10 protein-coding genes are annotated in these 15,947 nt (G+C 68.8%); 7 read left to right on the top strand and 3 right to left on the bottom strand.

Annotation, left to right across the window (positions count from 1 at the left end; genetic code table 11):
- Positions 1–12: 12 nt before the first annotated feature.
- Positions 13–3,459 carry an amidohydrolase family protein gene (locus tag Q0579_RS11355; RefSeq protein ID WP_298812223.1) on the top strand — a complete coding sequence of 1,149 codons (3,447 nt, stop codon included), beginning with the start codon at positions 13–15 and terminating at the stop codon, positions 3,457–3,459.
- Positions 3,460–3,525: 66 nt separating this feature from the next.
- Complete coding sequence (locus Q0579_RS11350) at positions 3,526–4,347, top strand: rhodanese-related sulfurtransferase (protein WP_298812220.1); 822 nt, start codon at positions 3,526–3,528, stop codon at positions 4,345–4,347.
- A 304-nt stretch (positions 4,348–4,651) separates the two neighbouring features.
- Here Q0579_RS11350 and Q0579_RS11345 read toward each other — a convergent pair whose 3' ends face one another.
- The 3 genes from Q0579_RS11345 to Q0579_RS11335 all read right to left on the bottom strand — a co-directional run bounded on the left by Q0579_RS11345 (position 4,652) and on the right by Q0579_RS11335 (position 8,133).
- Entirely contained in the window at positions 4,652–5,272 is a 621-nt protein-coding gene (locus tag Q0579_RS11345; protein ID WP_298812218.1) for a glutathione S-transferase, read from the bottom strand.
- Positions 5,269–6,153: a glutathione-dependent disulfide-bond oxidoreductase gene (yghU, locus tag Q0579_RS11340; RefSeq protein WP_298812215.1), complete on the bottom strand. Its 885-nt coding sequence runs from the start codon at positions 6,151–6,153 to the stop codon at positions 5,269–5,271. The genes Q0579_RS11345 and yghU overlap by 4 nt, the downstream gene beginning before the upstream one ends.
- A 117-nt stretch (positions 6,154–6,270) precedes the next feature.
- On the bottom strand, positions 6,271–8,133 hold the full coding sequence (locus Q0579_RS11335) for an ABC-F family ATP-binding cassette domain-containing protein (protein WP_298812213.1): 1,863 nt from the start codon (positions 8,131–8,133) through the stop codon (positions 6,271–6,273).
- Positions 8,134–8,320: 187 nt separating this feature from the next.
- On the opposite strand from Q0579_RS11335, the gene uvrC reads away from it, so the two are divergent.
- The 5 genes from uvrC to recO all read left to right on the top strand — a co-directional run bounded on the left by uvrC (position 8,321) and on the right by recO (position 15,927).
- Entirely contained in the window at positions 8,321–10,237 is a 1,917-nt protein-coding gene (gene uvrC / locus Q0579_RS11330; RefSeq protein WP_298812211.1) for an excinuclease ABC subunit UvrC, read from the top strand.
- Positions 10,238–10,335: 98 nt separating this feature from the next.
- A complete protein-coding gene (locus tag Q0579_RS11325) occupies positions 10,336–13,131 on the top strand; it encodes a DUF3857 domain-containing protein (RefSeq protein WP_298812209.1) in 2,796 nt (931 codons plus the stop codon).
- A gap of 66 nt (positions 13,132–13,197) precedes the next feature.
- Positions 13,198–14,151, top strand: coding sequence for a polysaccharide deacetylase (locus Q0579_RS11320; protein ID WP_298812207.1), 954 nt, complete (start codon positions 13,198–13,200; stop codon positions 14,149–14,151).
- Positions 14,148–15,029 carry a GNAT family N-acetyltransferase gene (locus tag Q0579_RS11315; protein ID WP_298812205.1) on the top strand — a complete coding sequence of 294 codons (882 nt, stop codon included), beginning with the start codon at positions 14,148–14,150 and terminating at the stop codon, positions 15,027–15,029. The genes Q0579_RS11320 and Q0579_RS11315 overlap by 4 nt, the downstream gene beginning before the upstream one ends.
- A gap of 166 nt (positions 15,030–15,195) precedes the next feature.
- On the top strand, positions 15,196–15,927 hold the full coding sequence (gene recO, locus Q0579_RS11310) for a DNA repair protein RecO (protein WP_298812203.1): 732 nt from the start codon (positions 15,196–15,198) through the stop codon (positions 15,925–15,927).
- Positions 15,928–15,947 lie beyond the last annotated feature (20 nt).

Below are 15,947 nucleotides of genomic sequence, written 5' to 3'. Positions count from 1 at the left end.
GGGGAAACCAGCATGACCTACCGTGCCGCCACCGCCATCGCCTTGTGCCTGATGGCGGGCCAGCTTTCGGCGCAGATTGCGCCGGCCCAGGGTTCCTCGGCGCAGAAGCCTATCGAGCAGACGCAGGCGCCCGAGAACCAGATCACGCAACCCAATCCCGAGGTCGTCACCGAACGCCCGCCGGTCGCGCCGCCCGCGACACCCGCGCCCGACGCCAACGCCAACGCCCGCACGGTCGCGGCGACGACGCCGGCCAAGCCCGCGAAGTGGGACGTCAACGCGCCGCCGGGAATGCGGACGCGCGAGGTGGCGATCAACACCGATAACGGCAGTTGGATGAACGTCGACGTGTCACCCGATGGTCGCTTGATCGCGTTCGACATGCTGGGCGACATCTACACCATGCCGCTCGCGGGGGGCACGCCGACGCGGATCGCGCAAGGATTGGCGTACGAGCATCAGCCGCGCTTCTCGCCCGACGGGCGGCGGATCGCGTTCACCTCCGATCGCGGCGGCGGCGACAACATTTGGGTGATGAACGTCGACGGCAGCGACAAAAGGCAGGTGACGAAGGAGGATTTCCGCCTGCTCAACCAGCCGTCGTGGAGCCCCGACGGGCGTTTCATCGCGGCAAAGAAGCATTTCACGACCGGCCGCTCATTGGGCACCGGCGAGGTGTGGCTGTACCACGTCTCGGGCGGCGGCGGCGTGCAGTTGGTCAAGCGCAAGAGCGAGCAGCTGCAGAAGGAGTTGGGCGAGCCGATCTACGCGCCCGACGGCAAGAGCATCTTCTACACGCGCAACGTGACGCCGGGTCCGATCTTCGAATATGCGCAGAACTCGCGCACCGACCTGTTCAACATCGAGCGCTACGACATCGACAGCGGCGAAGTGACCACCGCGGTGTCGGGGGTCGGCGGATCGGTGCGCCCGACACCGTCGCGCGACGGCAAGCGGATCGCGTTCGTGCGCCGCGAGAACAACAAGACCAAGCTGTGGGTCAAGGACCTGTCCACTGGCGTGGAGCGCGTCATCTACGGCGACCTCGACCGCGACGTGCAGGAAACCTGGGCGGTGACGGGCGTGTACCCCAACATGGCGTGGACACCCGACAATGCGGCCATCCTGATCTGGGCGGGCGGGCACATCCAGCGCGTCGCGGTCGACGGATCGGGTGCGCGCGTGGTGCCGTTCCGCGTCAACGACACGCGCGTGGTGATCGACGCGACGCACCCGCAGGTCGAGGTATCGCCCGACCGTATCCAGACAAAGATGCCGCGCTGGGCGAGCGTGTCGCCCGACGGGCGTCAGGTCGTGTTCGAGACGCTGGGCAAATTGTACGTCAAGCCGATGGCGGGCGGTGCGGCGCGGCGGCTGACGCGCGCCACCGACGAGCTGGAGCTGTGGCCGAGCTGGTCGCGCGATGGGCGGCAGATCGTGTTCGTCGGCTGGACCGATGCGGGGCTGGGGCAGATCAAGACGGTCGCGGCAGGTGGCGGCTCGGCCAAGGTCGTGACGAGTGCGGCGGGGCTGTATCGCCGGCCGCATTTCTCGCCCGACGCCAAGGTGATCGTGTTCGAGCAGGGCGAAGGCGGCGGGCTGACCGCGGCGCGTGGGGCCGGCGGATCGGGCGCGTACCGCGTCGCGGCGACGGGCGGCGCGCCGGTCAGGATCGCGGAAGGCGCGGCCGAGCCGCAGTTCGGTAACCGGAACGACCGCGTGTTCCTGCTGACGAGCGAAAAGGACAAGCGCCAGCTCGTCAGCACCGATCTGAACGGCGAAGCCAAGCGGGTCCACGCGCAGGGCGAGCTGGTCAGCGATTATCAGGTGTCGCCGACGGGCGAGTTCGTCGCGTTCAAGCAGAATTACCAGGCGTTCGTCATGCCGCTGATGCCCGGCACGCAGGGGGTGGAAACCGACAAGAAGGCCGGGCCGCTGCCCGTCACGCAGGTGAGCGCGGACGGCGCGGACTTCATCAACTGGTCGAACGACGGACAGGCGCTGCACTGGAGCACCGGGCCGACGCTCTACACCGCGCAGGTCAACGCGCTGTTCCAGCAGGCACCAGTGGGCGAGAACGCGCCGAAGTTCGCGGCGCCGCGCACCGGCGTGTCGCTGTCGATGGACGTGCCCGCGGCGAAGCCGACGGGCACGGTCGCACTGACCGGCGCGCGCGTGGTGACGATGGCGCGCGCGGATGGCGGGATCATCGACGATGCGACGATCCTGATCCGCGGTGATCGCATCGTCGCGGTCGGCCCGCGTGCCTCGGTTACGATCCCCGCCGGCACCAAGACGATCGACGTCGCGGGCAAGACGATCATCCCCGGGCTGGTCGACGCGCACGCGCACGGCCCGCAGGGCGACGACGAACTGGTGCCGCAGCAGAACTGGAACGCGATGGCGAACCTGGCGCTCGGCACCACGACGATCCACGATCCGTCGTCGCGCTCGGCCGAGATCTTCCCCGCGGCCGAAATGCAGCGCGCGGGGCTGATCCTGGCGCCCCGCATCTTCTCGACCGGCGAGATCATCTACGGCGCGAAGTCGCCCGACGTGTACGCGGAGATCAACAGCTACGACGACGCGCTCGCCGACGTGCGCCGGTTGAAGGCGCAGGGCGCGCACAGCGTCAAGAACTACAACCAGCCGCGGCGCGAGCAGCGTCAGATGGTCGTCGCCGCCGCGCAGGCCGAGGGGATGGAGGTCGTGCCCGAGGGCGGGTCGCTGTTCACGCAGGACGTGACGCTGATCCAGGACGGCAACTCGACCGTCGAGCACAACATCCCGCTCGAGCATTTCTACGACGATCTGGTTCAGTTGTGGACGCAGACCAAGACCAACTACACGCCAACGCTGGTCGTCACCTATGGCGGGCCGGCGGGTGATCCGTACTGGCGCGCGCACACCGACGTGTGGCGTCACCCGATCCTGTCGCGCCACGCACCGCAAGCGCTGCTCGCGGCGCAGAACGCGCGGCGTGAATTAGCGCCCGAGGAGGATTACGTCGACGGCGAGAGCGCGCGCGAGGCGAAGAAGCTCGCCGACAAGGGCGTGCAGGTGTCGATCGGCGCGCACGGACAGCAGGCGGGACTGGGCGCGCATTGGGAGATGTGGAGCTTTGCCAAGGGGGGGTGGTCGCCGATCGAGGCATTGCGCGCGGGCACGATCATGCCGGCGACGTCGCTCGGATATCAGAAGGACGTCGGCTCGCTCGAGCCGGGCAAGCTCGCCGATCTGGTGGTGCTCGACGCCGATCCGACGGTGAACATCCGCAACACCGACAAGGTGAGCCGCGTGATGCTGGGTGGGCATCTGTATGATGCGGCGACGCTCAACGAGGTCGAGACGGGCAACCGCCAGCGGATGCCCTACTGGTTCGAGGGCGCGAACGGCGGCGGGGGTACGGGCACGCGGATGACCACCGGGCACGGTTACGGCGACGCGGATCAGGATTGATCTGACGCGCCGGCGTCCGATCTGCTAGGGGCACGCGCTACCTCACGTGCCCCCAAGCGGATGAGAATGATCGAGACTTCGCCTCCGCCGCCGATCCTCGTCGCGGCGCTGTACCAGTTCACGACGCTAGACGACGTGGCGGCGGTGAAAGCCGCGCTGCGGCCGGTGTGCGAGGCGGCCGAGGTGCGCGGATCGCTGCTGCTGGCGCACGAAGGCGTCAACGGGACGATTGCGGGCAGCGACGACGGGATCGCGGCGGTGCTGGCGCATTTGCGCGCGTTGCCGGGATGTGCGGCGCTGGAGGTCAAATATTCGCGCACCGATGCGATGCCGTTCGGGCGGATGAAGGTGCGGTTGAAGCGCGAGATCGTAACGATGGGGCAGCCTGACCTCGATCCGGTGGAGGGCGTGGGGGCGTATGTCGCGCCCGAGGACTGGAACGCGCTGATCGACGATCCCGACACGATCCTGATCGACACGCGCAACGATTACGAGGTCGCGCTGGGCACGTTCACGGGGGCGATCGACCCGGGTACGCGGAGCTTCCGCGACTTTCCGGCGTGGTTTCGCGAACGGCGCGACGCGTTGCTGGGGAAGCGGCGCACGCCCAAAATCGCGATGTTCTGCACCGGCGGCATCCGGTGCGAGAAGGCAACGGCGTTCGTGCGCGCCGAGGGCATCGACGAGGTGTTCCACCTGAAAGGCGGCATCCTCAATTATCTGGAACAGGTGCCTGAGGCCGACACGCGCTGGCAGGGCGAGTGTTTCGTGTTCGACGAGCGGGTGAGCGTGACGCACGACCTGACGCCGACGCACCGGGCGATGTGTAAGCGGTGCCAGCGGCCGGTGGATGATGAGCGCGGGTGCGGGTGTGCGGCTGAGGCGTAAGCGGGACGGTTGGGCCTGACGGCGTCATCCCGGCCTTGAGCCGGGATCCCGCTGCTTCGGTCGCTCACTGGAAGCGGGACCCCGGATCAAGTCCGGGGTGACGGGGGGAGGGTGTGAGGTGGAGGATGCCTGCTCAACCTACCCACCCCCGACTCCTCCCTTGTCAGGGAAAAGGTGAGGGCTTGCGCTCGGCTGTTGGGCGCCAAGACTCACCTCCCTGACAAGGGAGGGGCCGGGGGTGGGTTGGCGCGACACGATGCGTTTCGGTGACGGCCAACCCACTCCTCCTAAAGAGGACAGAAGCTCAGACTCCGGCGCTGGCCGCGGGGCGGTCGCGCATCGCCTCGATCCAGCGCGCCAGGTGGGTGTGTTCGGGCGCGGGGGTGAATTTCACCATGCGCGCGAAGTCGAGGCCGGTGTAGGCGACCACGTCGGCGATGGTGACGCGGTCGGCGGCGATGAATGCGCTCTCGGCGAGGCGGCGGTCGAACACCTTCAATGCGCGCGTCGCGGCGGCGGTGTTGGTTTCGGCGATCGCCGCCACCTGCGTCTCGATCGCGGCGAGCGCGGGGTGGCCGTGGCGGACCGACATCATGAGCGGAGTCGCGAGCAGCATCTCGGCGCGGCGCATCCACATTTCGATCACCGCGGTTTCGAGCGGATCGCGGCCGAACAGGTTGGGCTCGGGGTAGACGCTCTCGAGATAGCGGCAGATCGCGATTGATTCGGTGATCGTCGTGTCGGCGTCGATCTCGAGCGCGGGGACGTTGGCGAGCCCGGCGCGCGCGAGGTAATCGGGGGTGCGGTGCTCGCCCTTGAAGATATCGGTTTGGACGATCTCGATATCCTCGATGCCCTTTTCCGCCATGACCCAGCGAACGCGGCGCGGATTGGGGGCGCGGCGGCTGTCGTAAAGGCGCATCATGCCTGTGCTTCCTTGTTATCGGGCGCGATCTTGTCCTGCGTCTTGGTGTCGAAATCGCTCGCGTCGTGGCGTTCGTGGAGCTGGCTGGCGGGGTCGCCCATCACGCGGTTGACCATGCGCCCGCGCTTGACCGCGGGACGCTCGGCGATCTGGTCGGTCCAGCGCAGCACGTTCTTGTACTCGTGAACCTGGAGGAAGGTGCCGGCGTCGTAGACGAGTCCCTTCACCAGCGCGCCGTACCACGGCCAGATCGCCATGTCGGCGATCGTGTAATCGGCGCCGGCAATGTATTCGCTTTCGGCCAGGCGGCGGTCGAGCACGTCGAGCTGGCGCTTCACTTCCATCGCGTAGCGGTCGATCGCATATTCGATCTTGGTTGGGGCATAGGCGTAGAAATGGCCGAAGCCGCCGCCGAGCAGCGGGCCTGCGCCCATCTGCCAGAACAGCCACGACAGGCATTCCGCGCGGGCGGCGGGTTCGGTGGGGAGGAAGGCACCGAACTTCTCGGCGAGGTAGACAAGGATCGAGCCCGATTCGAACACGCGGACGGGCGTGTCGCCGCTGCGGTCGACCAGCGCGGGGATCTTGGAATTGGGGTTGGCGGCGACGAACCCGCTGGAGAATTGGTCGCCCTCGTTGATGCGGATCAGCCAGGCGTCATATTCGGCGCCGCTGTGCCCGGCGGCGAGCAGTTCCTCGAGCATCACCGTCACCTTCACCCCGTTGGGCGTGGCGAGCGAGTAGAGTTGCAGCGGATGGCGCCCGACCGGCAGCTCCTTGTCGTGCGTCGCGCCCGCGGTCGGACGGTTGATGTTGGCGAAGCGCCCGCCGTTGTCCTTGTTCCAGGTCCAGATTTCGGGCGGCGTGTAGGTGTCGGTCACGGCTGCATCCTCTCAGACGACGATCGCCCGAGACTAGCGTCGCGCGCGGCGCGGGTCCAATCGCCCGCGCCGCGCGCTGATCGTGCCGCCAGCGGTCAAGCCGCCAGTGATCGCGTATCAGGCGGCGATCGCTTCCAACTGCTCGCTCAGTTCGAGCCAGCTCTGCTCGGACGCGTCGATCTGCTCCTGCACGCTGGCGCGGCGCTTCATCAGCTCGGTCATGCTGAGCTTGGCGAGCGGGCCTTGCGCGGTCGAGGGGTCGAACATCGCGCGGTCGAGCGCGCTCAGCTGCTCGGTCAGCTTGGCGAGCGCGGCCTCGGCATCGCGTGCCTGCTTGCGCAAAGCCTTGTCCTGTTCGCGCTGCTCGGCCTGCTTGCGCGCGTCGGCCTTTGCCTTGGCCTTCGACTGCTTGCCCGAGCCGTCGCCCGACAGGATCAGCTTGATATAATCCTCGATCGCGCCGTCGAAGTCGCGCGCGGTGCCCCCATCCACCAGCACGAGGCGGTCGGCGGTCATCTCCAGCATGTGACGGTCGTGGCTGACGATGACGACCGCGCCGGTGTAGCCGTTCAGCGCCTGGATCAGCGCCTCGCGTGCGTCGACGTCCAGGTGGTTGGTCGGCTCGTCGAGGATCAGCAGGTGCGGCGCGTCGCGGGTGATGAGCGCGAGCGCGAGCCGCGCGCGCTCGCCGCCCGACAATTTGCCGACCTTGGTGATCGCCTTGTCGCCCTGGAACCCGAAGCGGCCGAGCTGCGCGCGCACCGCGGAGGGCGACGAGCCCTCCATCAGCGCCGACATGTGCTGGAGCGGCGTCTCGTCGCGGTCGAGTTCCTCGACCTGGTACTGCGTGAAATAGCCGACGCGCATCTTGCCGCTCGCCTGCATCGCCCCCTCCATCGGGGTGAGCTGCGCGGCGAGCAGGCGGGCGAGCGTCGTCTTGCCGTTGCCGTTGCGCCCGAGCAGCGCGACGCGCTCGTCGGGGTCGATGCGCAGGTTCAATCGCTTGAGGATCGGCGTCTCGCCATAGCCGACGGTGGCGAGGTCGAGCGTGATGAGCGGCGGGCGCAGCGCGGTCGGATCGGGGAAGTCGAACGACAAGGACGGATCGTCGAGCACCTCGGCGATCGGCTGCATCCGCGCGAGTGCCTTGACGCGCGACTGCGCCTGTTTCGCGGTCGAGGCGCGGGCGGAGTTGCGCGCGACGAACTCCTTCAATTTCTCGCGCTCCGCCATCTGCTTCTCGCGCGCGGCGGCCTGCTGCGCCTGACGCTCGGCGCGCTGGCGCTCGAACGCGTCATAGCCGCCGGGGTAGAGCGTCAGCTTGCCGCGATCGAGGTGGAGGATATGGTCGACGACGTTGTTGAGGAAGTCGCGCTCGTGGCTGACGACGACGATCGTCGCCTGATAGGATTTGAGGAAATCCTCCAGCCACAGCACCGCTTCGAGGTCGAGGTGGTTCGACGGCTCGTCGAGCAGCAGCAGGTCGGGGGCAGAGAAGAGCAGTGAGGCGAGCGCGACGCGCATCCGCCAGCCGCCCGAGAAGCTTTCCAGCGGGCGGTTCTGCATCTCCTCGTCGAAGCCGAGCCCGACGAGGATGCGCGAGGCGCGCGCGGGCGCGGACCAGGCGTCGATCGCCATCAATCGTTCGTGGATGTCGCCGAGCCGATCCATGTCCTCCATGTTCTCGCTCTCGGCGAGCAGCGCGGTGCGCTCGACGTCGGCGGCGAGCACCGTTTCGATCGGGGTGGAGTCGCCGCCGGGCGCCTCCTGTGCGATGTAGCCCAGGCGCGCGCCGCGCGGCATGTCGGCGGAACCGGTGTCGGGCTCCAGCATCCCCGCGATCACGCGCACCAGCGTCGACTTGCCAGCACCATTGCGGCCGATCAGCCCGATGCGCCCGCGCGGCGGCAGCGCGGCGGTGGCGCGATCGAGGATCGTCCGCCCGCCGAGGCGAACGGTGATGTCGGAAAGATTGAGCATGCGCGCGCGCTTAGCAGATGCGGCGGGGAAATTCGATCGGGTTGTTTGAGCGCTTCGTCGCCCCGGACGTGATCCGGGGGCTCGCTGCTTGCGACGCACGGAGAGAAGGTAGCGGATCCCGGGTCGAGCCCGGGATGACGGGGGAGAGCGGTTGCCGGTGAGTCCGCCGGCACCTAGATGGCACATCATGTCAGGCTACGGCCCCCCCGAACGTTTCAACGAAGAAGCCGCCACCTTCACGATCCGCGGCAGCGACGCGCCCGATCTGCAGGCGGGGGTGGCGGCGATCCGCAACGTGCTGAAAACGCTGCCGCTCAAGCCCGGCGTGTACCGGATGCAGGACGCGAAGGGCGAGGTGCTGTACGTCGGCAAGGCGCGCGCGCTGAAGAACCGCGTCGGCAATTACGTCCAGATCGAGCGGCTGTCGAAGCGCATCCAGCGCATGGTGTCGCAAACGCGGTCGATGACGATCGTCACGACCAACAACGAGGCCGAGGCGCTGCTGCTCGAGGCGCAGCTGATCAAGCGCTATCGCCCGCCGTACAACGTGCTGCTGCGCGACGATAAGAGCTTTCCGTTCATCCTGCTGCGCGCCGACCACGACTTTCCGCGGGTGCAGAAGCATCGCGGGGCAAGAAAGGCGAAGGGCAATTACTACGGGCCGTTCGCGAGCGCGGGGAGCGTCAACAATACGCTGAACGCGTTGCAGAAGCTGTTCCTGCTGCGCAGTTGCACCGACGGGTTCTTCAAGACGCGCGACCGGCCGTGTCTGCTGTACCAGATCAAGCGCTGCTCCGCGCCGTGCGTCGGGCGGATCGATAAGGCGGGCTACGAGGAACTGGTCGGCGACGCGAAGAAGTTTCTCGCCGGCAAGACTACCGACGTGCAGGCGAAGCTCGGCGCGCAGATGCAGGCGGCGGCGGAGAACATGGACTTCGAGCTCGCGGCGGTGCTGCGCGATCGGTTGAAGGCGCTGACCTTCATCCAGGGGACGCAGTTCATCAACGCGGAAGGCGTGGGCGACGCCGACATCTTCGCGCTCGCGTGCCTGGAAGGCGTGATCGGCATCCAGGCGTTCTTCATCCGCGGCGGGCAGAATTGGGGGCACCGCAGCTTCTTTCCGTCGCACACCGCCGAGGTGAGCGAGGAAGAGGTGCTGCAACTGTTCCTGATGCAATTCTACGAGGAGGTGCCACCCGCGCGGACGATCTTCGTCGATCGCGAGCTGCCCGAGGCGGCGCTGCTGATGGAGGCCTTGTCCGAGCAGGCGAAGCGCAAGGTCGAGATCACCGTCCCGCAGCGCGGCACGCGGCGGCGGCTACTCGATCAGGCGACGCGCAACGCCAAGGAAGCGCTGGAGCGGCGGCTGGCGGAGAGCACGACGCAGACGCGGCTCAACCGCGAGGTCGCCGAGCTGTTCGAGCTCGCCGAACCGCCCGAGCGGATCGAGGTGTACGACAACAGCCATATTCAGGGGACGAATGCGGTCGGCGCGATGGTGGTCGCGGGGCCGGAGGGCTTCCGCAAGGGTCAGTATCGCAAGTTCAACATCAAGCAGGCGGCGACCGACGACGATTTCGCGATGATGCGCGAGGTGCTGACCAGGCGTTTCTCGCGCGCGCTGGAGGAGGATCCGGATCGCGACTCCGGCGAATGGCCCGATCTGGTGCTGCTCGACGGCGGGCGCGGGCAGTTGAACGCGGCCAAAGCGGTGCTGGAGGATCTAGGCATTGAGGACGTGTGCCTGGTCGGCGTCGCCAAAGGGCCGCACCACGGGCGCGAGGGGCGCGAGGTGTTCCACCTGATGGACGGGCGCGAGCTGACGCTGCCGGTCAACGCGCCGGTGCTGTTCTACTTGCAGCGCCTGCGCGACGAGGTGCACCGCTACGTCATCGGCGCGCACCGGGCGAAGCGCGCCAAGGCGATCGGCGCCAGCCCGCTCGACGAGGTGCCGGGCATTGGTCCTGCACGCAAGAAGGCGCTGTTGATGCATTTCGGCACCGGCCGCGCGGTGAGGAACGCGAGCCTGGAGGACCTGCAGAAGGCGCCGGGCGTGTCGGCCAGCGTCGCGCAAACGGTGTACGACTTCTACCACGCGCATTGAGGGGCGCACCGAGGCGAGCCAGAACTGTAAATTCCCGTCGCTTGTCCGCGGACGTCGGCACGCTAAGCTGTTTGCCGGGGCTTTCGGGGGAATGAGTCATGCGGCGTGCGCCGTTGTTTTTCGCGTTGCTGGCGAGTGCGGGAGCCGCGCAGGCGGGTGACAAGCCGGTGTATCAGGCGGCACCCGCCTGGTTGAAGCCGGCACCCGCGATCGACGTCGCCAAGCTGACGGACGAGACGCCGATGATCGTGCGCCTCGACAACCAGCAGCGGATCGAGAACGGGCAGGTGTGGTCGTTCTTCGACACCGCGACGCGCGCCGCCTCGGCACAGGCGCTGAGCACCATTGGCGACATCAAGCTGCAATGGCAGCCCGCGCAGGGTGATCTGGTGATCCACCAAGCCGAGATCATTCGCGGCACGCAGCATATCGACCTGATCAAGAACGGGCAGCCGTTCACGGTGCTACGCCGCGAGGAGCAGCTGGATCAACGCCAGATCGATGGCGTGCTGACCGCGACGATGAATGCGGAAGGCCTGTCGGTCGGCGACGTGCTGCACGTCAGCTTCTCGATCACGCGGCGTGATCCGACCTTGCAGGGTGCGGCGCAGAGCTTTGCCGGATTGCTGACCGAACCCGCGCGGATCGGCTTCGGCCGGGTCCGCCTGGTCTGGCCGGAGGCGACTGCGGTCAAGTGGCGCAGCTACGCCGAGGGCGGGAAACCGGTGGAGACGGTGGCGAACGGATGGCGCGAGATCAACCTGACGCTGCCGCTCGCCAAGCAGCCCGAGATGCCCGACGATGCGCCCGCGCGCTTCCGTGCCCTGCCGATCCTGGAAGCCACGACGTTCGCGGACTGGGGCGCGGTGTCGAAGGTGATGGCGCCGCTCTACCGCACCGAAGGGCTGATCGCACCCAACAGTCCGCTGGCGGCGGAGGTGGCGCGGATCAAGGCGGCGACGACCGATCCGCGCGCGCGTGCCGCGATGGCGCTGCAGAGCACGCAGGACAAGATCCGCTACCTGATGCTGGGCATGGACACGGGCAATTACGTGCCGCAGACACCCGCGCAGACGTGGGAGCGGCGCTACGGCGACTGCAAGGCTAAGACGCTGCTGCTGCTCGCGATGCTGCACGCGATGGAGATCGAGGCCGAGCCGGTGCTCGCCAGCGCGCAGCTGGGTGGTCTGGTGCCGAACCGGCTGGCGAGCGCGGGCGCGTTCGACCATGTCCTCGTCCGCGCGACGATCGCGGGTGACACGCTGTGGCTCGACGGCACGCAATCGGGCACGCGGCTGGCCGATATCGGCGACACGCCCGCGCTCGGCACGGTGTTGCCGATCCGCGCAGAGGGCGCGACGCTGATGCCGATCGTGCTTCACGCCGACGGTCGCCCGACCGCGGTGGTAACGACCGAGCTCGACGACCGCGGCGGGGTCGATACGCCCTCGGTCGCGAAGGTCGAAATGACGCTGCGCGGTGCGGCGGCGGAGGCGATCGGCACCGCGGCGGCGCAAGCCACGCCCGACCAGCGCCGGCAGCTGGCGCAGCGCCTGTTCGCCGAGCAGGTGGGCAGCGGCAATTACATCGACCCGAAGATTTCGTACGATGCCGCGACCGGCATCACCACGATCAGCGCCGTGGGCATTGCGTCGACGCGCTGGTCGAAGGTCGACCGGCGCTACCGGCTCCAGCTCGACAAGGCGGTTGGCGGGTTGAACTTCGACCCGGACCGCGCGCGTACGGCCTGGTCGGCGATACCGGTGGTGCTGCCCGGGCCCGGCAGCGTGATCTATCGCACCATTGTCCGCCTGCCCGACGGGGGCGAGGGTTATACGCTCGACGGCGACCGCGACCTGTCGGCGACACTGGGCGGCGCGCGCATCAAGCGCGCCATGTCGCTGAGCGGCGACACCGTCACGCTCGAGGACCGCATCGACCAGATCGGGGGCGAGATGGCGGCGGCCGACCTGCCGGCGGCGCGCGCGGCCTTGTCGCAGGCGAAGAACCGGTTGGTCACGGTCGTCGCTCCGGCCAGTGTCGCTGGCATGCCATATTACGAGGCGAAGCGCCGCGCCGGGCTGCAGAAGCCGGCCGACGCGATGTTCACGCGGGTAATGGCGGCCGACCCCAAGGTCACCGATCCGTACGAATGGCGCGCGCGCTTCCGCGCCGCCGCCGTCGACCGGGCGGGCGCGGTCGCCGATTACACCAGCGCGATCGCGATCGAACCGAGCATCGACCTGTACCTGGCGCGCGCGCGATTGAACGCGACGCTGGGCCAGGACGCCAAGCAGCTCGCCGACATCGAGGCGGCGCGCAAGCTGGACCCGGATTCGGACGACGCCATCGGGGCGTTGGCGGATTACAAGGCCAACCACAACCAGGCCGAGGCGGCGATCGCGCTGCTCGACGCACGCATCGCGCGGGCGGGGAGCAAGGACCGGGTCGACTGGCTGGCGAACAAGGCCAATGCGCAAGCCGAAGCCGGGCAAAAGGACGCCGCGCTGGCGACGATCGACGCGGCACTGGCGGAGAAGCCGGGCAGCCCCAATCTGCTGAACACTTGCTGCTGGTTGCGTGGGGTGGGCAATCAGGTGCTCGACGGTGCGTTGAAGGATTGCACCAAATCGATCGAGCTGTCCGATTCGACCACGGCCGCGCTCGATAGCCGCGCGATGGTCTATTACCGGCTCGGCCGCTTCGACGATGCGCTGGCGGACCTGAACGCGGCGCTGGACGCCTCGCCTGATCTGGCGGCGAGCCGCTACATGCGCGGGGTCGTGCTCTACCGCGCCGGCAAGAAGGTCGACGGCGATCGCGAGCTGGCGCGCGCGCGGTTGCTCAATCCGCAGATCGACAAGGAATATGCGCGTTGGGGCATCAATCCCTGAGCGACGGTGCCGAGCGTTCGGCCCGCGTAAGCGTGGCGTTTACGTCTGGGGGGTAAGGCGGGCGGCATGCCGGCCGTCTTTCTGACCATCGATACCGAATTCGCGTGGCGGCACCATGCCGCCGGGCTGGATGCGGCGACGATCCACGCGCGATCGGTCGAGCCTGCGGGTGTGGGGCTGACGTGGCAGCTCGCGGTGCTCGCGCGGGCGGGATTGAAAGCGACCTTCTTCGTCGATCCGCTGCCGGCACTGATCTACGGCGAGGAATGGGCGCGGCGGATGGTCGAGCCGGTGCTGGCGGCGGGGCAGGAGGTGCAGCTCCACTGCCATCCGAACTGGATCGGCGCGGTGGCGGGCGACCGGGGGGCGGCGCACGGCGTGTTCGAGCTGATCGACCTGTCCGCCGATCGCCAGCGCACGGTGCTGGCGTGCGCGATCGACCTGCTGGTGGCGGCGGGTGCGCCGCGGCCGGTGGCGTTTCGTGCCGGCAGCTATTCGGCGAATGACGAAACCCTGTGCGCGCTCGCCGCGCTGGGGCTTGCATATGACAGCAGCCACAATGGCGCGCACCATCCATGGCCGAGCGCGATCGCGCTCGATCCGGCGCAGATCGCGCCGGTCGTGCGGCGCGGGGTGACCGAGGTGCCGGTGACGGTGATCGAGGACAAGCCCGGCTGCTGGCGCAATTTCCAGATCTGCGCGCTGTCGACGCGTGAGATGCGCGCCGCGATCGATCATGCGGTGACGCAGGATCACGCCGCGGTGACGATCGTCGGACACAGTTTCGAGCTCGCCAACCGCGCGGGCACCGCACCCAACCGCGTCCACGTCCACCGGTTCGAGGCACTCTGCGCGATGCTGGCCGAGCGGCGCGACGTGGCGCCGACGTGCCGTTTCGCCGACCGCCCGGCGCTGCCGTTGGGGCAAGGCGATCGTCCGCTCGGGCCCGACGCGCTGCGCTTGCGCTGGCGGCAGGCGGAACAGCTCTGGTCGACCCTGGTGGCGGAGCGCGCAGCGTGAGCGCAAGCGCGCTGAAGCTGCAGGTCGGCGCGCGCACGCTGGTCACTTTCCCGCGTCGGCTGGTGCGCGTGGCGTGGTCGCTTGAGCAGGTGCTGGCGGCACGCGGGCCGGTGCTGCCCGCCTTGGCGGACGCCGATGACGGCTATCTCGTCACCTCGCTGCCCGAGCAGGTCGCGCTTGCTGCACGTGGGCTGCGCTTCGTGCGGCAGCGTTACGTACGTTACTATGTCGATCTGGCGGGCGGGCGCGAGGCGTGGGCGGCGGGGCTGTCGGGGCAAGCGCGGTCGGGGTTGAAGCGCAAGGCGAAGAAGCTGGCGGCGGCGAACGGCGGCGTGCTCGACGTGCGGCGGTATCGCTCCGCCGAGGAGATGGCGGTGTTCCACCCGCTGGCGCGGCGCGTGTCGGCGACGACCTATCAGGAGCGGTTGCTCGGGTCGGGGCTGCCCGCGGATGCGGCCGGGCTGGTCGCGGCGGCGACGCAGGACCGGGCGCGCGCGTGGCTGCTGTTCCTGGGCGACGCGCCGATCGCCTATCTGTGGTGCGGAGCGGACGGCGACACGCTGCGCTACGATTATGTCGGGCACGATCCGGCGCATCAGGCGCTGTCGCCGGGCAGCGTGTTGATGGGCGAGGCGCTGGGCGACCTGTTCGCCGATCGTTTTCGCTGGTTCGACTTCACCGAAGGCGAAGGCCAGCACAAGCGCGGGCTGGCGAGTGGGGGCGTCGCGTGTCACGACATGCTGCTGCTGCGCGCGACGATCGCCAATCGGGCGGCGGTGGCGGCGGTCGGCGGGTTCGATGCGGCGATGGCGGTGGCGAAACGGTGGGGCGAGACGCCGGCGTTGAAGGGGATCGCGCAGCGCGTGCGGCGGGCGTGAAGGGCGGAGTTCGGCGGGCGTTTCTCCCTCCGACGAGAGAGTGACGGTGGCGGGTTGGTCGGTGCGCTGCGTTTCGTGACGGGCCGACCCACCCCCAGCCTCTTCCTTTCAGGGAGGGGAGTGAAGGTGCCGTGACCCGCCGCGTCTCGCATCCTATGTAGCGAACATGCACCTCGTCGCCGATGCCATTGTCCTGTCCGTGCGCGCGCATGGTGAGCATGGCGCGGTGGTGCGCGGCTTCACGCGGGAAGCGGGGGTGTGGCCTGGTTACGTGCGCGGCGGGCATTCGCGGCGGCTGCGGCCGATCCTGCAACCCGCCAATCTGGTGCGGGCCGAGTGGCGCGCGCGGACCGACGAGCAATTGCCCGCGCTGACCGTCGAGCTGATCCACAGCCGCGCGCCGCTGTACGCCGAGGCGCTGGCGGCGGCGGCGCTCGAGTGGCTGGCGGCGCTGACCGCGGCGGCCTTGCCCGAGGCGCAGCCGTATCCGCGCGTGCACGACGCACTGGCGGGGGCGCTCGACGCGATCGAGGCGGCGCCGAGTGCCAAGGGCTGGGCGGGGGCGCTGGCGCGCTATGAGTTGCTGTTGCTCGCCGAACTCGGCTTCGGGCTCGACCTGTCGGCGTGCGTCGCGACCGGTCGGGTCGACGATCTCGCCTTTGTCAGCCCGAAGAGCGGCGCGGCGGTGAGCCGGGCGGCGGCGGTGGGGTACGAGGCCCGGCTGCTGCGCTTGCCCGCCTTCCTGAGCATGGGCGGCGCGGCGACGTGGGACGACGTGACCGACGCGCTGGCGATCACCGGGCATTTCCTGGAGCGCGACGTGCTGGTCGATCGCCGGCGCGAGACGCTGGCGGCGCGTGACCGGCTGGTCGACCGGCTGAAAATGGCGGTTGCCTGAGCGGGGCGGACGCGCCATTC

Source organism: uncultured Sphingomonas sp. (assembly GCF_936927845.1).
Lineage (GTDB): Bacteria > Pseudomonadota > Alphaproteobacteria > Sphingomonadales > Sphingomonadaceae > Sphingomonas.
Note: the sequence above shows the minus strand (reverse complement) of the source record. Positions and strands in the feature narration are given on the sequence as shown.